This window comes from Geobacillus sp. FSL W8-0026 (assembly GCF_037966255.1).
In the GTDB taxonomy this organism is placed as follows: Bacteria; Bacillota; Bacilli; order Bacillales; family Anoxybacillaceae; genus Geobacillus; species Geobacillus icigianus.
In genome coordinates this window covers 551,314-570,659 of sequence record NZ_CP150194.1, presented here as the reverse complement: position 1 = coordinate 570,659, position 19,346 = coordinate 551,314, and the positions used below count along the sequence as shown (strand labels likewise).

Below are 19,346 nucleotides of genomic sequence, written 5' to 3'. Positions count from 1 at the left end.
TCTCCTCTTTTTTTCAATTATACGGCGGCATTCCCTGTTTTCGCCCCCCTCCCCCGTTCCTATTCATTCGACAGCTTGCGACATTCATACACAGAGCATAGGACAATAGTGTCAAACAAGCGAGGCGTTGCTACAGGAAAGGGGGGGGGGACGATCAATGGCGCACAAAGAAGCACGTCGGTAGGATGAATCATTAGGACGAAGTACTATATCTGTAACTGTATTGTAACATTATTTAATTCAACTGTAAAAAACAACACAGCTTTCCTCTGCTATACTAGAAACGTCGAAACGAAACGGAGTTTGTCGGGGGTTAGGAAATGATGAAAAAATGGCTCACGTTTTTGTCGGTATCGATAACCTTTCTTTTTTCCTCCTTCTTTGTAAACACTTCCAACATAGATGCTGCCGCCAATAAAACGCGGCTCATCGCTGAAGCGAAAAAACTGCTTGGCACCCCTTACCGCTATGGCGGCACAACACCCAAAGGATTCGATTGTTCTGGATTTGTCTACTACACCCATAAAAAAGTGGGCGTTATCTTGCCGCGCTCTTCGAAAGCAATGTATCAAAAAGGTACATACGTACATAGGTCGAAATTGCAACCCGGCGATTTGGTGTTTTTCAACACATCAAAGGGGGCAAAAGGCGTCTCCCATGTAGCGATTTATATCGGCAACAATCAAGTCATCCACGCTGTATCGCGCGGTGTGAAAATCGACAATTTGAATAGCCCGTATTGGAAGCCGAAGTATATGGGAGCCAAGCGGCTGTAACGTTTGTCTTATAACAGCATAGAAAGCTGGTGAAAACCGGCAGCCCTCCTTAGTCAATCGGCAAATGAGCGGAAAGCAGGACCGATGCAACAAGATTTTTCTAATTAGGAAATAACATGTCTCCTCACCAAAAGTTATACTTGATTTTTTCATAACATACCCTTATGTTTTGCATACACTTGTTCAGAGAAGTGTGCCGTCTGTCAAGTACATGTTGTGGTGATGAACCAATACCATTGCAAAGCCAGATCCACGATCACATCACCAGCCTCATAGAGTGATTTCAAAAAAAGCGGCTCTCCGCAATCGGAGAGCCCATATTTATTCATAGGGGATCGGGGGAATACTTGGAAAACGTTACGCTATTATTCCTTTCCCCTTTTTTCATTTTTTATACACGAAAACAAAAAAATTTTTCTTTTCCTTCATCAGCTACGCCGCCGATCCCCCCCTCGTGTCTTCCGCCTCACCGTCATAAACAACTGTTTCGTGTCGAATGTTATAGATGATGGGCTGTCTGTTCATCGAACTTGGCAAAAGAGAGGTGTTTTGGTTGTTTGTTTCTTCAGAGCTCGGCATTGACTTAGGCACGATGAATGTCCGGCTGTTTAGCCAAACGAAAGGGCTCATTTTTGACGAACCAGCGGCGGTCGCCTATCATCGCCAAGCGGACAAGCTCATCGCTATCGGCCAACGAGCAAAAACGATGATCGGCAAAGCCCCGGCCCATGTCGAGGTCACCTATCCATTGCAACATGGCGTGATCGCCGATTTTGAGCGCGCCAAAACGTTGTTGCAGGAAGTGTTTAAACAGTCCAGCAGACAGCTTGGCCTCTCCTTCAAAAAACCGAACGTCGCCATGAGTGTCCCGTTTCACGCCACCTCCGTCGAGCGCCGTTCTTTTTACGAAATCGCCAAACATTGTGGAGCCAAACATATTCACCTGATTGAAGAGCCGGTGGCCGCAGCTATTGGCGCGGACTTGCCGGTCGGTGAACCTGTCGCCAATGTCATCGTCCACTTGGGAGCCGGAAAAACGGAAGCCGCGATTATTTCATTTGGCGGCGTCGTTGCCTGCCGTTCGCTCCGCATCGGCGGCAATCGGCTCGACGAAGATATCATTCAATATGTTCGCCAGCGCTACAATTTGCTAATCGGTGAACAAACCGCTGAACAAGTGAAAATCGAAATCGGCAGCGCTCCCGGGACGTCTTTGACACAAGGAATGACGATTCATGGCCGCGATGTGGTCACCGGATTTCTTAAAGCCATTTCTCTTGATCCCGCCGAAGTGCAGCATGCCTTGAAAGAATCGCTTCTGCAAATCGCCGAAGCCATTCGCGCCGTCCTTGAGGAATGCCCGGCCGAACTGAGCGGCGATATTATCGACCGCGGCATCGTTCTCACCGGGGGCGGGGCCTTGCTTCGCGGCATGGAACAATGGCTTGGCGCCATGCTGCATGTGCCGGTGTATGTGGCCCCCAACCCGGCCGAGGCGGTCGCCATCGGCACCGGCAAAGCGCTGCGGGCGATGCCGAAACAGCTCGGCGCGGCGCTGTAGCGCGCTCCTTTCTCCCAAAAACGAGCGAGCCGCCGCCTGATGCAGCTGGTCTTCGCCTTTCATCATGAAAACCGTGTGTCACCGTTTGGCCACACCGCCCATGAGCGCAACGGAAAGCTTCGCCACCATCACGAAAAACCCCGCTTCCATGGCGGGGCTTTTCGTTGAACATCGGACTTGTTGATAGCGGAAAAGGGGCCGGGCTTGGTGCCTCACTTCCGGGCCAAGCCTCATCCCCCTTTGTTCCCGTCTATGGAATCATCCACGACAATACCGTCGATTGCAAGTATACAAGAATACCGATCAAAATGATTAAAAATACGCTATGTTTGACCGTAAAGCGGAACAAGTCGGATTCTCTGCCCGTCAAGCCGACAGCCGCGCAGGCGACGGCGATCGACTGCGGCGAAATCATTTTCCCGACGACGCCGCCGGAGGAGTTGGCCGCCAACGCCAGCACTGGATCCATGCCGATCGATGTCGCCGTCACTTTTTGCAAGTTGCCAAACAACAAATTCGACGATGTATCGGAGCCGGTGATAAACACGCCAAGCCAGCCTAAAATCGGCGAGAAGAATGGGAAAAACGACCCTGTTTTCGCCAGCGCCATCCCGAGCGTCGTGCTCATGCCCGATGAGTTGGCGATATAGGCAAAGCCGACGACCGAAGCGATGGTGATAAGCGGGTATTTCAACTCATTCAACGTTTCCGCAAACGTCCGCACCCACTCTTTCCATGAAATGCCGACAATGAACTTGCTCACGACCGCGGCGAGCAAGATGGCCGTGCCGGCCGCCCCAAGCAGCTCAAGCTTATACACCGCCGCAATCGGTTGGCCGCTCGCGTTCAAAATTTGGTTGTTCAACCCCGGCACCGGCGGCATAAACGTCAAATGCGAGCCAATCGCATTGACGGCCTTCAGCAACCCGTTCGTTCCTTCATAGTGGCCGGTGAGCGCCGCCTTCACTTGCGGGATGCCCCAAAGCGAGATCAAAGCTGTCAGCACGAGGAATGGCGACCACGCCCGAAACACTTCCCCGCTGCTGTGCGTTGCACGAACCGCTTGCCCGGCCGCAGCCACCTCCGACTCGGTCGCAAAGCGGAAGGTGCTTTTCGGCTTCCAATAGTTCAAAAAGACAGCCAACGCGACGAGCGACACGAGCGAGGACAAAATGTCCGGCAGCTCCGGTCCTAAAAAGTTCGATGACAAGTATTGCGTCAGCGCGAACGAAACGCCGGAGACGATAATGGCCGGCAATACTTCCACGGTCTTTTTCCAGCCCGCCATAATGAGAACAAGATAAAACGGGATAAAGATCGATAAAAACGGCAGCTGCCGCCCGACCATTTTCGAAATTTCCATCGCCGGCACGCCGGTCGGCCCTTCCATCGAGATGATCGGAATCCCGACTGCCCCGAACGCCACCGGGGCCGTATTGGCGATCAAACAGAGGCCCGCAGCGTAAAGCGGGTTGAACCCTAATCCAGCAAGCAATGCGGCCGAAATCGCCACCGGTGCGCCAAACCCGGCCGCCCCTTCCAAAAACGCCCCGAACGAAAAGGCAATGAGCAGCGCCTGCAGCCGCCGGTCTTCGGTGAGCGAAATGACCGAGTTGCGAATGATGTCAAAATGGCCGGTCTTCACTGTCAGCTTATATAAAAAGACAGACGTAATGATAATCCAGCCGATCGGGAGCAATCCGTACACCGCGCCTTGCGTCACCGACATGACCGCTTTTCCAGCTGGCATCCTGTAAGCGATTACAACCAATACAACAGCAAGCAGCAACGTCGTCAGCCCCGCGACATGCCCTTTCATCCGTTTGACGGCCAACGCCCAAAAGAAATACAAAATCGGAATGAGTGCGACAATTGCCGATAACCAAAGCTGGTCGGCAATTGGCGTAAAATCTTGCTTCCACATGCGGTTTTCTCCTCCCCTTTGTGCCCGACTTGGCGGCGTTCACGAACGATCATCCGTCCCCTTTATCATCTCCTCCAGTCATCAGATGACCGGATAAGAACGCCGTCTGTCTCAAATTATAAAAGCGTTTTCAACAAAAGACAATAGTTGTTTTTGTATTTTTTTGAACTTTTGACCCATTGTTTTTCCCCACGCCAATGTTGACAGACAACAGAGAGAACCATCCTGCTTGTCGATACGGACGAAATGTCTTGACGATGTTGACGACAACCCAGCTCATCGCCTTCACACTTCGCCATGCGCGATGATGGAATGGCTGGTTTTCCACGAGCCGCTGACGCCCTCGTCTGCCGGCAACAAAAAGCGCTTGTCTCGAGCGATGATGCTGTATCATAATAGACAGTGCAGGAGCTTTCCTTCCTCACAATCGGAAAGCTACTTTCATCGTATTTGAGGTGGATCCATTGGCATTTAAACGGATTAAAACAAAAAAAATTTACGAAGAAGTGGCGGAAGCCATTTTTGATATGATTAAAAACGGAGAGCTAAAACCTGGTGATAAACTCGATTCCGTGCAGCAGCTGGCCGAGCAGTTTCAAGTCGGACGGGCCGCCATTCGCGAGGCGCTCACCGCCTTGAAAGCGATGGGACTGATCGAGCTCAAACACGGGGAAGGAACGTATGTGCGCGAGTTTGACCCAACGGTGATGACGTTTCCTTTATCGATTGCCGTCCTAATGAACAAGGAAGATATTTGGCATTTGCTTGAAGTGCGCAAACTGCTCGAGGCAGGCGCCGCCTCGCTCGCCGCCGCCAAGCGGACAGACCGCGACCTCGATGCGATGACCGAAGCGCTTCGCCAAATGAAAGAAGGGATCGGCAGCGATGAGCTTGGCGAAAAAGCGGATCTGGCCTTCCATATGGCGATTGCCGCGGCATCGCAAAATCCGATGCTGATGAGTATTATGAACAGCGTTTCCGGCATGATCGTCGAAACGATGCGGGAGACGCGCCGCATATGGCTGTTTTCGAAACAAACGACGACCGAAAAACTGCTTGTCGAACACCAAGCCATTTTCGAAGCCATCCGCGACCAAAATCCGGACGCCGCCCGGGCGCGCATGCTGGAGCATTTGACCAATGTCGAAAACGTACTGCGCCGCTACATTCGCACTCAGCAACCGGACTGAGTGCGTTTGCTGTGAAAATCCCGCCGGCAAGCAGTCATTTTCATCCCCGGGTGGAGGGCGGGTCGCGCCGCCCATGGAACGTTTCCATGAAAAAAATCCTTTCTAACGTAGAGTGTCCGTTAGAAAGGATACCGCGTTTTTAGTGATACACAAAGACCAAAATTCTTAACTTGATGGGGATAGGGGCACCCTGTTTGTCTCTTAGGGCATGGAAATTACTGTAATGAAAAATGCTCATCTACAGTTTATTTAATACTATCATTTACATTTATTATAATTTTTCCCGAGTGCATACGATTCTCCATTAGTGCATGAGCATTAGAAATTTCGCTTAACTCAAATACATGACCTATTTTTATTCTTAAATCCCCCTTCGAGATAAGTGGAATAACAGAATCTGCAATATGTTTTAAGTATTCTGGCCGCTCTTTTCTGGTTGTTCCCAAGCTGAAGCCGAGAACAGAACGACAACTTGCATGAACCTGATTTGTTAGAAATGTTCCCGGCTTCCCACTAGAATTACCAAAATGAATAAGACGCCCATAATTAGCTAAACAGTTCATACTCTGTTCAGAAACAGTACCGCCAACCGAATCTAAGATAACATTTACTCCTTGGCCATCTGTTCGTTCTTTTACTTCCCTAACAAAATTTTCATACGTAAATACTTCATCTGCTCCTGCATCTATTGCAATAAATTCTTTTTCTATATTTCCAACACTCCCAAATATTTGTTTAGCACCGAATATTCTTGCCAACTGAATAGCTGTAGTGCCAACACCCCCAGATGCAGAATGAATAAGTACGCTTTCTCCTTCTTGGATACGTGCCAAGTATTTCAGCAACGCATAGGATAAAAAACTGACAATCGGACATGCTGCCGCTGTCAACATATCCATATTATTTGGAATAGGAAATACAAGTTTTTCATCAGCAACAACATACTCCGTATAAGAACCATTTGATGGAAAAGCTATAACTCTTTGACCGACAGATATACTTTTCACTTGTTCCCCTACTTCAACAACAATACCTGCAGCATCTAGACCGAGAATTAACGGAAATTCTCCTTTAGCTTTTTTCCCTGTCCTATTTTTGATATCAGCGAAATTTAAACTTGTTTTGCTAACAGCAATAATAACTTCATTTGGTTTGGGTTTCGGTTCTTCTATGTCTTTTAATTTTAATACTTCTACTCCACCAAATTCCTCAATCACAACCGCTTTCATTACTAATTCACTCTCCTCACCATATATTTGTATATACATGCAACATGAAGAGTTCACCTCTCCGTTATCCTGTACACCCTAAGCGCTGTATCATTTCTTCCAAAGATCCTAGAAGGTTGGTAAAAAACCGCTGTTTGCCTTGATCGATGATGGAACGCGTGAACATAGAAGCTGATGCAACCAGTTTTTCTACTTGAGAAACGATTCTGAGAAGCGGTTGCGTGAGTAAATCACCGGCCCCCTAGGCCACGGGAGAGGAAGCTCGTTGCAGGAGAAGCCAAATGTTCGTTTTTCAATGAGCATGTATATAGTTTTCCGGGATCAAATCTAACCTTCATTCCAATTTCAGAATCGATAAACTCTCGTGAACTAGTCGCCATTCCTTCTGGTGTAACATCTTTCCATCCTTTATTGATTAATTCCTCAGGATCCTTTGGCAAGTGATTTGTAGAAAATTTCGCTTTACCTGTACCCTTAATGGAAGAATTACTTGACTTGGGTTCCCTTGGGTGTAAAGGATTCATTCGACAGTACAAACAAAAAATCCTCCCGCTTTTCATCGGAAGGGGCCGAAATGTCAGGAATACTCAACAACCGTGCTAATCTTTCGTTCTTCGTTTTTTATATAAAGCCAGACCAATTATAGAGGCAACCACTCCGCTGCTAAAACTCACTCTAAGTACATTTATAATATATTCAGGTATTTCTTTATACTCTGTTGCCGTCACCCCTCCTGTCATATAGGTTACTGTTTTATAGGGGACAAATATCAATGCTAAAGTGATTCCTATGACAAAACCGTACATAAAACCTTTTTCAATAAAATTATTCAAGATGCATTTCTCCCCTCTATTAAAGTTTTGAACTAATGAGCATTTTTATTACAATAATTTCCACACCCTAAAAAACAAACACGTACCCCTTAGGAGACATCGAGCTGTTTTTGGTAGTTAAAGCGTCGACAAGATGAACGAGAGGCTTGATGACCGGCTTCGAGAAATCAAGCGCCAATCCCAGCATCATGAAAAACTTGTGGATTCCTTGATGATGTGCTCATCGATTCCTAAGACATGAACCTCCTTGTGTGAATAGGTTTGAGCACATCTATTTTACTCAAGGGGCTCGGTTCATGTCTCCTTTTTTGTTTGGTTGTCAATTTATGTTAGCAAATTTGCTCATCTACAGTAACAGAAGACTCAGCTAATGTGGTAACAAGATTAGAAGATGATAAATTGTTATCAGTAGAAATTTCAGTTTGCGTGCATTGATTGTTAACACCCTGAATATCATCTAAAATTGTTTGAAGTTCTGCTTCACTATTAACTTTAATTACTTTAGCATTAGCAGGTATATCTGACTGTTTAATGTCCTTTAGTTTATATTCCTTAAACAATTCCTTATAAGTTTTTTATCTCCTTCCCGAGGTCGCCAGCCATCAGCTGTACCGGGCGATGGATGAACTGCTGATCGTGCAATCGGACTTGGAACGTCAAGTGTTCCATGCTGTAGCTGACTTATTGAATCTGGAAGTCGACTTGATTTACTTTGATACGACTTCCTCGTACTTCGAAGTGGATCCTTTTGAAACACCGGAAGGAGAATCGCTTCGAAAACAAGGATTCTCGAAAGACAAACGCCCAGACTTGGTTCAGATTCGAACCCATGAATCGTGGCCGAACGTAAGGGACGAATGCGAACGTCTCATGCTTGGACATTTTTCTTCAAAAAACGGTGACCTTTATCAACGAACCGAACTGACGACTAAACAGGCTCAATTCTTTGCGGCTCTAGGGCTGGAGCCTCCTCCGAAGATTCTAGGTATTCATCCTCGCGCCTAGATATACGCCCAACGTATGCCCAAATGCCTCTCGTCCCTTTGGTATCAAGGGATGAGAGGCATTTTGTTTGCCTAGTCACTGTCGAACTCGGGACATTGATGTGATCAAAAAACAGCTCCATGTCGCCTAAGGGGCATCCTGTTTGTCTCTTAGGGTATGGAAATTACTGTAATGAAAAAATACTCATCTACAGTTAGCTAATTTGCTCATCTACAGTCAACTTATATCGATGTTGACATTAACTTATTGACCATGGCTAGCGATCCGCAGCACGATCAAAGAAAATATCCTCCAACGTCGCTTTTTCTACTCTTGCTTCATATATATCAATATTTTGACCCGACAAATAATGAATCAGCTTGGGAATGTCTGATTCCCGCCAAAGCTCACAACATAAATAGTCACCCGATATTTGCACATTGGAAATAAAATCGCCGACATCGCGTTTTAACAAGTGCACAATAGAATGCTGCTCTTCTTTCTTTATTTTTACCAATAACTGAATCGCTCGTTTATACATCCCTCTTAACTGTTCCATCGTCCCAATTTTCGAAATGACCCCGTCTTCCATAATCGCAATCGTATCGCATATTTTTTCTACTTCAGAAAGATTATGTGATGTTAGAAAAATCGTCATATCATTAGAAGCAAGTTGCTGAATAAGTTGCTGAATTTCGGCAGCCGATTCCGGGTCCAGACCGGAAGTCGGCTCATCGAGAAATACAACTGACGGTGTTCCTATGATCGCCTGGGCAATCCCAAGCTTCTTTTTCATTCCAAATGAGTAACTGCCGACCTTTTTCTTCTCATGCCCTTTCAATCCTACACTATCTAATATAGTCAACGCATCAACCTTTTTTAGTTTCACGTTTTTCAATTTCGCAAAGAATGTTAGATGTTCTAAAGCTGTGAAATCATAATAATAGTTTGCCGCATCAGGCATAACACCGATCATCTTCTTAATCTCGTTCATTTCTTTGTTCGTTTTCCCGCCAATCACAAAACTCCCTTCGCTAGGAAGCGTAATTCCCGTGAGCATGTTAATGGTCGTTGTTTTTCCTGCGCCGTTTTTGCCTAAAAAGCCGAAAATTTCGCCCTTTTCCACATCAAAAGTAACCCCTTTAACGACATAATGATCTTTAAATTTCTTTTTTAGGTTATGAACTTGTATCATTTTCATTACAAATCTCTCCTTTTAAATACCGCCAAGGCGATTAGCAGCATAAGCGCCGCGAAACAAGCAGGGACAAAAGTATAATAGCTTCCTTTCATAATGTAGTAATAAGGCAACACATATTTAACAATTTTTAAAACAAATTGCTTAGATGCGATAGACCATATCCCTAACACCGGTATAGCAATCCCTAATAAAATAGCAATGAATGTAGTATGGGATGGCTTTTTTACCACCAATGAAAGCAATATCGTCACACCGATAGCGTAGGCAAGAAAAGAGATCATTTTCAGAAAATCAAAAACAAATAGTTGTCCCGCAAACAAAGCAATGACAGTAAATGAACTTAGCACACAGACGAACCAAAACAAAAAAATCCCTAGAAACTTTCCAATTACAATGGCATTTCTTGAAGACTTTGTAACTAAAAAACGGATTGTCTGATTTTCCACTTCCCGATTTATCACATCATGAGATAACGATAAGACAAAGAGAGACCCAAAAAACATCACAAGTGCACGAATGCTGGAGACATACACGGATTCGCCTTGATCTTGTTGCAATAATTCTAAGTTATTGCTGAAAAATTTAGACGCGGCAAAACTCACAATCAGAAAGAACAAAATCACAGCAATCGACTTAAAGCTTTTAAATAAGCTTTTAAATTCTTTTTCAATAATGGCTCGCATGAATCATCACCTACTTTGTTCTCTTTTTCGAACTAAGCACAGAAACGAAAAGTACTGCAACAATAGCGATCAATATAAGTAACGGAAAATACTCATCTACAGTTCACGTATAAACTAATGATATTCATGCCATTGTATTGTCCTTAAATCATCATATTGTTCATCTTTAGAAAAGCCATAGTAATATTTTGGCTTTTTGTCGGAAGAAAGAGCTATTGGGTTGATATCTCTTTCATTAAACTTCCCTTCCCAGTAAAAAATCTCGATATTCCCCAAATGCATTGGACGCAAAAATCTTTCTCCATCCGGACCAGCTTCAACATATTTAATCTTATTTGTATTTGTTTTAAAAGCCAACATAAGTATATTAATGGTTTGATCATTTATCTTGGCGTATCCCACCGTTTCAATATCATTTTTTAAATTCGATTGATAATTAAAGGCTATCTCACTTTTCCATAATGGACCAAAAGGCTTAGATATGACAGTTTTATAGGATTGATCGTTATCTCGAAAAATATATATTTTGTTTTCACGAGCACTTATTTCTTTTAGCAATATAGCATTCTTGTGTATATAATTGTTTTTCTTAGCAGCGTCTAAAGGAGTAAGATATAGATCCCCAAAAGATATCATACATACAAATACAAAAACTACTATAAAGAAGACGATACCTACAAGATTTTTAACAGATTTTCTTTTGTTCATAAAGACCCCTGCCTAATAGAATATGGTATTGTCAAAAGTCTATCCTCCACACTCACGGTTTTCCCTTGAATCTCACACTTCGCGTCCTGAATAAAAATTTGAATTTTGATGCTACCTAGAATATTTGTCTCTGACATACCTTGCACAATTATCTGTTTCAACATTTCAAATCGATTTGATGCTGTTGTTTTGTTTTCTAAAATCATGCTTATTTTGCTTTTACACATCATAGATGATATAAGATGATTTGATCTCTTTTACCTTTTTAAAAGTTGGTATGTTTTTAAAACATAATAAAAATCACTTAAATGAAATGTCTCCTTATTGCTTTTTATACTATCTATATCTTTGATTAAGTGGTCACTAATTAAACTATTTATATCTGCATAATTTCCGTTTTGACTTATAATAGTAAGAATCCACATAATATAAGGATCGTTTAAATTGTTTTTGATATGTTTTTCGAATTTTTCCACAAATATTTTAATATCTTTTTGTGAGATTCTGTTGGACATACTAAGGGTTCCTAATAAAAAAAGATGATCTTTGAAATTAAGATTATCCTGTGTATTAATCTTTAATTTAGGTATTTCAACGTTAATAAGCTTCATAACATAGGATACATATAACATTTGTTCATAATTTTTATTCTTGATTAAGTTTTTATATTTATTTCGAATACTCTCAATAGCTTCTTTAGGTATTTTAATATTATATGTTTTAAGGGCTTCAATAATATGTGCAACCGTTTTACCATCCAATATATTCCAATTAATTTTACTAATAATTAATTTCAACAAATCCTTAGTTTCTTTTTCGTTTTTAGTTTTATAACCATAGTAGTCACTTATTTGTTTAATCATATTTGTACTCTCTATTGAGAACTCTTTTTGTATAATTTTCGAATAACCTCCATCAATGCCTTGATGATCTTCCAACATCCCTTTTAGAATTGCACTTTTCCTTATATCTTTATTAAAATGTTCAAGGAATTTTAAAGCTAAATAAGTTCCCTGCTCATCACTAGGTCCCTCTAGTACAGCACTCCATCCACCATCATTATTTTGATTTGCATATAGTAGAGAAAATATTTTATCTGACGGTTTATTGTAGTGTAAGTTGTAATTATTTAATAAATCAATTATTTCTAGTGATGTATTCAATTCAAATAAATCAAATTTAGTTTTAGAAAATGTTTCATTAACATATTTAACCATTATTTTTTTATCTGATTCAGGAATCTTATGATTATGATTAAACTTTAATAAAAGAATGTTTTTGAAATAAATCAATCTGGCATTGCTTAAAGAATTATCCAGTTTAATATTTGCTATCCAATCTTCTCTTATTTTTGTTTTCTCGAATTGTAGAAAATCTTCAATTTGGCTAGCCATATATGTAGATATTAAATAATCTTTCAGTTTCTCATTCCCATAAGTATCAAACGAGTAATATCCATCTCTGTAAAGCTTGACAAGCTTTTTTTTTAAAAGCGCATTTATTTTTTTATTTTTTAGCTCTTTTAAATTAATCAAAATTTTTGTTACGTAATATAAATCGTCCATCATAATATTTTTATCTTCAATATCTCCTAATTTATTTTCTAACATTATTACTGTTTTTCTTTTATTTGTAAAGCTATTAACGCCTAGTAATTTCAATGATTCTATAATATAATACGTGGAATAGATATCCCCACCGTAGTAAATAAAAGGAATACTGTATCCCCCTTCATATATACGGAGCTTCCCTTCATAAATAAGAAACTGTGTTCTTATGTCTTGTAAGTCTAAATTTCCTGTTTCGTTTCTGTTCTTAATTGTTTGGTTAGTAGTTTCACTTATGCAACCAAATAAAATGATTATTATAATAAAGATCAAACTTATATTTTTGAACATTAACTTCATAATTTATTCTCCTTGTATACCTTCATTTATACTTAATAAAAAGACCAGTGTGAGTAGTTAAAATTTGGTTCATGACCACAACGTGTACTTGATAAGAGAGATTTCTTTTCGTGTCACCATGTATGAAAATCGTTGATTTACTGTTTTTTCTTTAAAGAAGGAAGTATGGCATGTTTTGAAACAGTCAAGTACAACTTTTGATGAAGAGCCTAAAATTTTTATAGCTGTTAAATTATCACTTTAAGAAGTACAATTAAAGATTTAGCAAGAATGCACACCATTTCGGCATTTTCACAGAAAAGTTCCATGGGCAGCGATCTGCCCTCCACCCGGGGATGAAAATCCGCGTCAGTTCAGCATTTTCACAGAAAAGATCCATGGGCAACGTTTTGCCCTCCACCCAGGGATGAAAATCCCCCTTTTCTTCCCATAATGAAGAATAGGCGCAAACAGTTCAACAGGACGTTATGCTTAATGGTGGCTTAGACCCTGTACGGAAAAGTGTTTGAATCCACTGGGTGCACCACCCATTGTCCGCCCTTTCCTGTGATAGAGGAAAGGTGACGACGAACGGAAAACTGCCGCATTTCTCCCGTGGATTCGCTGTTTGCGCACTCGATCATCGAAAAGGAGGATTTTCATCATGGATGTCATCTATCCTCGCTGCGCAGGATTGGATGTTCATGCCGAAACCATCGTCGCCTGCGCGCTATGGGAAGAAGATGGACACATTCAAAAGGACATTCAAACCTTCTCCACGTTCTCGAAAGGACTTGGCGACCTGCTTGAGTGGCTCGAAGAACATGGCGTTACCCATGTCGCCATGGAATCCACCGGCGTGTATTGGAAACCGGTCTTTGCCTTCCTCGAGGGCTATGTCGACTTGACACTGGCCAATCCGCAGCGGATCAAAAATGTCCCGGGAAGAAAAACCGATGTCTCTGACGCCGAGTGGATCGCCAAGCTGCTCCGCCATGGACTCATTGAAAAAAGTTTCGTCCCCCCAGCGGATATTCGCGAATTGCGGGATTTTACCCGCCTCCGCAAAAAGTGGGTCGGACAGTTGAGTTCAGAGAAAAACCGGATTCAAAAAGTGCTGGAGTCTTCCAATGTCAAACTGGGCTCCGTCCTCTCGGATCTCTTCGGCGTTTCCGGACGAAACATCCTTGCCCGGCTGCTCGAGAAGGGATACGTGGACAAGGACGAGCTGGATCAATGCCTGCGCGGCAGGCTCAAAACGAAAAAGCAGGCGGTGTATGATTCGCTGCTGGGCACCTTGACCGAACACGAGCTCCGTCTCCTTCGCCTCTTGTGGAAACACGTGGAGGAATTGGAGCAGTTAATCGAAGAAGTCGACCAGCACATCGACCGCCTGCTCGAGCCGTATCGGGAGGAAGTGGACTTACTGATGACCATGCCTGGAATCAAAAAACAAACCGCCGCCGTCATCATCGCCGAGATGGGAACCGACATGAGCGTCTTTGAAACGCCGGAACGGGTGGCTTCATGGACGGGGTTGTCCCCCGGCAACCATGAAAGCGCCGGAAAGCGAAAGAGCACGCGTACGACTAAAGGCAATCCCCATCTTCGATCAGCGTTATGCGAGGCGGCATGGTCAGCAGCTCGATCCAAGACACATCCCTTGTCCCGAAAATTTTGGTCGTTGGCGGCCCGATGCGGGAAGAAAAAAGCCCTCATCGCCACGGCTCGACGAATGTTGGTGATCATCTTTTGCATGATCTCCCGCAAAGAGTCGTTCCGCCAACCACAACTTATCTAGTATAGCCAACAGGCAGCCAGATCATACGAGATGTCCGAAAATCGGGCACCTCTGCTTTCCTATTGCCTTCTTTGGCCATTTTCAGTATACCCGCACGGATCAGGAGCGTATACAGCACTCACCCAGTGGTGGGGATTTTCACGGAATACCCGCACGGATCAGGAGCGTATACAGCACTCACCCAGTGGTGGGGATTTTCACGGAAAAGATCCATGGGCAACGTTTTGCCCTCCACCCAGGGATGAAAATCCCCCTTTTCTTCCCATAATGAAGAATAGGCGCAAACAGTTCAACAGGACGTTATGCTTAATGGTGGCTTAGACCCTGTACGGAAAAGTGTTTGAATCCACTGGGTGCACCACCCATTGTCCGCCCTTTCCTGTGATAGAGGAAAGGTGACGACGAACGGAAAACTGCCGCATTTCTCCCGTGGATTCGCTGTTTGCGCACTCGATCATCGAAAAGGAGGATTTTCATCATGGATGTCATCTATCCTCGCTGCGCAGGATTGGATGTTCATGCCGAAACCATCGTCGCCTGCGCGCTATGGGAAGAAGATGGACACATTCAAAAGGACATTCAAACCTTCTCCACGTTCTCGAAAGGACTTGGCGACCTGCTTGAGTGGCTCGAAGAACATGGCGTTACCCATGTCGCCATGGAATCCACCGGCGTGTATTGGAAACCGGTCTTTGCCTTCCTCGAGGGCTATGTCGACTTGACACTGGCCAATCCGCAGCGGATCAAAAATGTCCCGGGAAGAAAAACCGATGTCTCTGACGCCGAGTGGATCGCCAAGCTGCTCCGCCATGGACTCATTGAAAAAAGTTTCGTCCCCCCAGCGGATATTCGCGAATTGCGGGATTTTACCCGCCTCCGCAAAAAGTGGGTCGGACAGTTGAGTTCAGAGAAAAACCGGATTCAAAAAGTGCTGGAGTCTTCCAATGTCAAACTGGGCTCCGTCCTCTCGGATCTCTTCGGCGTTTCCGGACGAAACATCCTTGCCCGGCTGCTCGAGAAGGGATACGTGGACAAGGACGAGCTGGATCAATGCCTGCGCGGCAGGCTCAAAACGAAAAAGCAGGCGGTGTATGATTCGCTGCTGGGCACCTTGACCGAACACGAGCTCCGTCTCCTTCGCCTCTTGTGGAAACACGTGGAGGAATTGGAGCAGTTAATCGAAGAAGTCGACCAGCACATCGACCGCCTGCTCGAGCCGTATCGGGAGGAAGTGGACTTACTGATGACCATGCCTGGAATCAAAAAACAAACCGCCGCCGTCATCATCGCCGAGATGGGAACCGACATGAGCGTCTTTGAAACGCCGGAACGGGTGGCTTCATGGACGGGGTTGTCCCCCGGCAACCATGAAAGCGCCGGAAAGCGAAAGAGCACGCGTACGACTAAAGGCAATCCCCATCTTCGATCAGCGTTATGCGAGGCGGCATGGTCAGCAGCTCGATCCAAGACACATCCCTTGTCCCGAAAATTTTGGTCGTTGGCGGCCCGATGCGGGAAGAAAAAAGCCCTCATCGCCACGGCTCGACGAATGTTGGTGATCATCTTTTGCATGATCTCCCGCAAAGAGTCGTTCCGCCAACCACAACTTATCTAGTATAGCCAACAGGCAGCCAGATCATACGAGATGTCCGAAAATCGGGCACCTCTGCTTTCCTATTGCCTTCTTTGGCCATTTTCAGTATACCCGCACGGATCAGGAGCGTATACAGCACTCACCCAGTGGTGGGGATTTTCACGGAAAAGATCCATGGGCAACGTTTTGCCCTCCACCCAGGGATGAAAATCCCCCTTTTCTTCCCATAATGAAGAATAGGCGCAAACAGTTCAACAGGACGTTATGCTTAATGGTGGCTTAGACCCTGTACGGAAAAGTGTTTGAATCCACTGGGTGCACCACCCATTGTCCGCCCTTTCCTGTGATAGAGGAAAGGTGACGACGAACGGAAAACTGCCGCATTTCTCCCGTGGATTCGCTGTTTGCGCACTCGATCATCGAAAAGGAGGATTTTCATCATGGATGTCATCTATCCTCGCTGCGCAGGATTGGATGTTCATGCCGAAACCATCGTCGCCTGCGCGCTATGGGAAGAAGATGGACACATTCAAAAGGACATTCAAACCTTCTCCACGTTCTCGAAAGGACTTGGCGACCTGCTTGAGTGGCTCGAAGAACATGGCGTTACCCATGTCGCCATGGAATCCACCGGCGTGTATTGGAAACCGGTCTTTGCCTTCCTCGAGGGCTATGTCGACTTGACACTGGCCAATCCGCAGCGGATCAAAAATGTCCCGGGAAGAAAAACCGATGTCTCTGACGCCGAGTGGATCGCCAAGCTGCTCCGCCATGGACTCATTGAAAAAAGTTTCGTCCCCCCAGCGGATATTCGCGAATTGCGGGATTTTACCCGCCTCCGCAAAAAGTGGGTCGGACAGTTGAGTTCAGAGAAAAACCGGATTCAAAAAGTGCTGGAGTCTTCCAATGTCAAACTGGGCTCCGTCCTCTCGGATCTCTTCGGCGTTTCCGGACGAAACATCCTTGCCCGGCTGCTCGAGAAGGGATACGTGGACAAGGACGAGCTGGATCAATGCCTGCGCGGCAGGCTCAAAACGAAAAAGCAGGCGGTGTATGATTCGCTGCTGGGCACCTTGACCGAACACGAGCTCCGTCTCCTTCGCCTCTTGTGGAAACACGTGGAGGAATTGGAGCAGTTAATCGAAGAAGTCGACCAGCACATCGACCGCCTGCTCGAGCCGTATCGGGAGGAAGTGGACTTACTGATGACCATGCCTGGAATCAAAAAACAAACCGCCGCCGTCATCATCGCCGAGATGGGAACCGACATGAGCGTCTTTGAAACGCCGGAACGGGTGGCTTCATGGACGGGGTTGTCCCCCGGCAACCATGAAAGCGCCGGAAAGCGAAAGAGCACGCGTACGACTAAAGGCAATCCCCATCTTCGATCAGCGTTATGCGAGGCGGCATGGTCAGCAGCTCGATCCAAGACACATCCCTTGTCCCGAAAATTTTGGTCGTTGGCGGCCCGATGCGGGAAGAAAAAAGCCCTCATCGCCACGGCTCGACGAATGTTGGTGATCATCTTTTGCATGATCTCCCGCAAAGAGTCGTTCCGCCAACCACAACTTATCTAGTATAGCCAACAGGCAGCCAGATCATACGAGATGTCCGAAAATCGGGCACCTCTGCTTTCCTATTGCCTTCTTTGGCCATTTTCAGTATACCCGCACGGATCAGGAGCGTATACAGCACTCACCCAGTGGTGGGGATTTTCACGGAAAAGTAGAGGATCAAATCAAAGGACAGTATGAAACCACTACATTTTTTACCAAGCGTCCTGCTTTATATGGGGAGGTGTATGTGGTGGGCTATTTAGCCTTACGAAATGTGCCCTCCCTTTTCTCCTTCGCAAAATACCACACCCACAGAGGCTTCTTGTCAGGCATCAAGATACAACCAACTATTTCGGCACAAAAAACAAAATTTACCTTTAGTTGAATTATGTCTGAAATATTGACCTAAATCTAGGGGCTAACCCAAAAGGCGATCTCTCCTCAAGAAAGACATAACATTTAGTGTGGCAGCGAAGCTACTGGTGCTTATATATAGCGATGAGAGAGGTGTCCCAGTCGTTTTTGGACACCCCCTTTTACTAAATCATAGATATTAGTTTATAGTAGCTATTGCTGTTGTACGATAGTCATATCCTTGTGGGCTCCGTACAGTGATTGTGGTATCTAAAGTTGCTTTATCAAGAGAAAACCAGCTAGATGCACTCCCATTATTAAAAGTCACAGCATGAACATTAGTATTATATCTTTTTTCACCATTATATGTTGCTACTTTTGAATCACTAGTAACAGAAAAACCTGCTGGCCAAGATATTGATACAGCTAAACCAGAATAAGCTAATTTTTGGTCAATTTTAATCCATTGTGCCGTTCCAGATCCGGTCCATTTACCAATACCCGATCCCGCCACGCTTGTCCAATGTACTTTTCCATTATTCCAATGGTATCCCTGAACCTGTGACATGGAAGAAGCAAAAACATTCTCAGAATGTTTTTGATCATAACGGAAAGCATCACTACACTCCTTAGTACAGATGCTAGCTCCAAGAGTAGTAATTCCTTCGTTGTTACTGTTACTAGAAATTAACCCTTTTTCTCTTTCTTCATATCTTTTAGATAATTCTGCAACAATCTTCTCTGTATCTTCTCCTGAGATGATAATAATGTCCTCAGTCACTTTTTCAACAGTAGCATTTGCATACTTTTTCTTAATAGAGTCTAATGAAACCGTTCCATCCTTAGCAAAGGCAAAGTTTGTTCCACCTAATAATAGAGATAAGCCTAAAATTCCAGATAAGATTTTTTTCAATGCCGTTCCCTCCCTATCATTATCGGTATTGTCAAAAGTTTATCCTCCACACTCACGGTTTTCCCTTGAGTTTCAACGATTGAACGAAAAAAAGCTTGCCACCCCCATTGTTTTCGGCCATCATTGAGGTAACGACACCCAACAGCCAAAACA

At 44.5% G+C, this 19,346-nt stretch carries 14 protein-coding genes and 1 pseudogene; 7 read left to right on the top strand and 8 right to left on the bottom strand.

The window, feature by feature from the left end; translation table 11 throughout:
- The first annotated feature begins 323 nt into the window (after positions 1-323).
- The gene (locus tag NST29_RS02820; RefSeq protein ID WP_033020626.1) at positions 324-776 is read left to right on the top strand and encodes a C40 family peptidase; all 453 of its coding nucleotides are present in this window, start codon (positions 324-326) and stop codon (positions 774-776) included.
- A 553-nt stretch (positions 777-1,329) separates the two neighbouring features.
- Positions 1,330-2,337: a rod-share determining protein MreBH gene (mreBH, locus tag NST29_RS02815; protein ID WP_033020628.1), complete on the top strand. Its 1,008-nt coding sequence runs from the start codon at positions 1,330-1,332 to the stop codon at positions 2,335-2,337.
- Positions 2,338-2,587: 250 nt separating this feature from the next.
- On the opposite strand, the gene NST29_RS02810 is transcribed toward mreBH, so the two are convergent.
- On the bottom strand, positions 2,588-4,261 hold the full coding sequence (locus NST29_RS02810) for a lactate permease LctP family transporter (RefSeq protein WP_033020610.1): 1,674 nt from the start codon (positions 4,259-4,261) through the stop codon (positions 2,588-2,590).
- Positions 4,262-4,725: 464 nt separating this feature from the next.
- Between NST29_RS02810 and NST29_RS02805 the strand changes: the two genes are divergently transcribed.
- The gene (locus NST29_RS02805) at positions 4,726-5,451 is read left to right on the top strand and encodes a FadR/GntR family transcriptional regulator (RefSeq protein ID WP_033020612.1); all 726 of its coding nucleotides are present in this window, start codon (positions 4,726-4,728) and stop codon (positions 5,449-5,451) included.
- A 245-nt stretch (positions 5,452-5,696) separates the two neighbouring features.
- On the opposite strand, the gene NST29_RS02800 is transcribed toward NST29_RS02805, so the two are convergent.
- Together NST29_RS02800 and NST29_RS02795 are read right to left on the bottom strand one after the other, a co-directional pair.
- A complete protein-coding gene (locus NST29_RS02800; protein ID WP_033020614.1) occupies positions 5,697-6,680 on the bottom strand; it encodes an NADPH:quinone oxidoreductase family protein in 984 nt (327 codons plus the stop codon).
- Between the two features lie 599 nt (positions 6,681-7,279).
- Positions 7,280-7,513, bottom strand: coding sequence for a hypothetical protein (locus NST29_RS02795; protein WP_051962763.1), 234 nt, complete (start codon positions 7,511-7,513; stop codon positions 7,280-7,282).
- A gap of 576 nt (positions 7,514-8,089) precedes the next feature.
- Between NST29_RS02795 and NST29_RS02790 the strand changes: the two are divergent.
- Positions 8,090-8,518, top strand: a pseudogene (locus NST29_RS02790) (hypothetical protein); the annotation flags it as partial.
- A 256-nt stretch (positions 8,519-8,774) separates the two neighbouring features.
- On the opposite strand, the gene NST29_RS02785 reads toward NST29_RS02790, so the two are convergent.
- The 4 genes from NST29_RS02785 to NST29_RS02770 form a co-directional block, all read right to left on the bottom strand.
- Entirely contained in the window at positions 8,775-9,698 is a 924-nt protein-coding gene (locus tag NST29_RS02785) for an ABC transporter ATP-binding protein (RefSeq protein ID WP_033020621.1), read from the bottom strand.
- Positions 9,698-10,381, bottom strand: a complete 684-nt coding sequence (locus NST29_RS02780) for an ABC transporter permease subunit (RefSeq protein ID WP_033020622.1) — start codon at positions 10,379-10,381, stop codon at positions 9,698-9,700. The genes NST29_RS02785 and NST29_RS02780 overlap by 1 nt, the downstream gene beginning before the upstream one ends.
- 114 nt (positions 10,382-10,495) lie before the next feature.
- A complete protein-coding gene (locus NST29_RS02775) occupies positions 10,496-11,089 on the bottom strand; it encodes a hypothetical protein (RefSeq protein WP_033020624.1) in 594 nt (197 codons plus the stop codon).
- 257 nt (positions 11,090-11,346) lie between these two features.
- The gene (locus NST29_RS02770; RefSeq protein WP_033844620.1) at positions 11,347-12,996 is read right to left on the bottom strand and encodes a hypothetical protein; all 1,650 of its coding nucleotides are present in this window, start codon (positions 12,994-12,996) and stop codon (positions 11,347-11,349) included.
- Between the two features lie 643 nt (positions 12,997-13,639).
- Between NST29_RS02770 and NST29_RS02765 the strand changes: the two genes are divergently transcribed.
- The 3 genes from NST29_RS02765 (at position 13,640) to NST29_RS02755 (ending at position 17,947) form a co-directional block, all read left to right on the top strand.
- The gene (locus tag NST29_RS02765; RefSeq protein ID WP_033842531.1) at positions 13,640-14,776 is read left to right on the top strand and encodes an IS110 family transposase; all 1,137 of its coding nucleotides are present in this window, start codon (positions 13,640-13,642) and stop codon (positions 14,774-14,776) included.
- A gap of 478 nt (positions 14,777-15,254) precedes the next feature.
- Positions 15,255-16,391 (top strand): IS110 family transposase, encoded by a 1,137-nt coding sequence (locus tag NST29_RS02760; protein WP_033842531.1) that lies wholly within the window; start codon positions 15,255-15,257, stop codon positions 16,389-16,391.
- A 419-nt stretch (positions 16,392-16,810) separates the two neighbouring features.
- A complete protein-coding gene (locus NST29_RS02755; RefSeq protein WP_033842531.1) occupies positions 16,811-17,947 on the top strand; it encodes an IS110 family transposase in 1,137 nt (378 codons plus the stop codon).
- Between the two features lie 532 nt (positions 17,948-18,479).
- Here NST29_RS02755 and NST29_RS02750 read toward each other — a convergent pair.
- Positions 18,480-19,193 carry a hypothetical protein gene (locus tag NST29_RS02750; RefSeq protein ID WP_081897265.1) on the bottom strand — a complete coding sequence of 238 codons (714 nt, stop codon included), beginning with the start codon at positions 19,191-19,193 and terminating at the stop codon, positions 18,480-18,482.
- Positions 19,194-19,346 lie beyond the last annotated feature (153 nt).

Coding starts and splice junctions, on each gene's coding strand:
- NST29_RS02765 (WP_033842531.1), top strand. CDS start 13,640: ATGGATGTCATCTATCCTCGCTGCGCAGGATTGGATGTTCATGCCGAA.
- NST29_RS02785 (WP_033020621.1), bottom strand. CDS start 9,698: ATGAAAATGATACAAGTTCATAACCTAAAAAAGAAATTTAAAGATCAT.
- NST29_RS02760 (WP_033842531.1), top strand. CDS start 15,255: ATGGATGTCATCTATCCTCGCTGCGCAGGATTGGATGTTCATGCCGAA.
- NST29_RS02780 (WP_033020622.1), bottom strand. CDS start 10,381: ATGCGAGCCATTATTGAAAAAGAATTTAAAAGCTTATTTAAAAGCTTT.
- NST29_RS02770 (WP_033844620.1), bottom strand. CDS start 12,996: ATGAAGTTAATGTTCAAAAATATAAGTTTGATCTTTATTATAATAATC.
- NST29_RS02820 (WP_033020626.1), top strand. CDS start 324: ATGAAAAAATGGCTCACGTTTTTGTCGGTATCGATAACCTTTCTTTTT.
- NST29_RS02800 (WP_033020614.1), bottom strand. CDS start 6,680: ATGAAAGCGGTTGTGATTGAGGAATTTGGTGGAGTAGAAGTATTAAAA.
- NST29_RS02755 (WP_033842531.1), top strand. CDS start 16,811: ATGGATGTCATCTATCCTCGCTGCGCAGGATTGGATGTTCATGCCGAA.
- NST29_RS02775 (WP_033020624.1), bottom strand. CDS start 11,089: ATGAACAAAAGAAAATCTGTTAAAAATCTTGTAGGTATCGTCTTCTTT.
- NST29_RS02810 (WP_033020610.1), bottom strand. CDS start 4,261: ATGTGGAAGCAAGATTTTACGCCAATTGCCGACCAGCTTTGGTTATCG.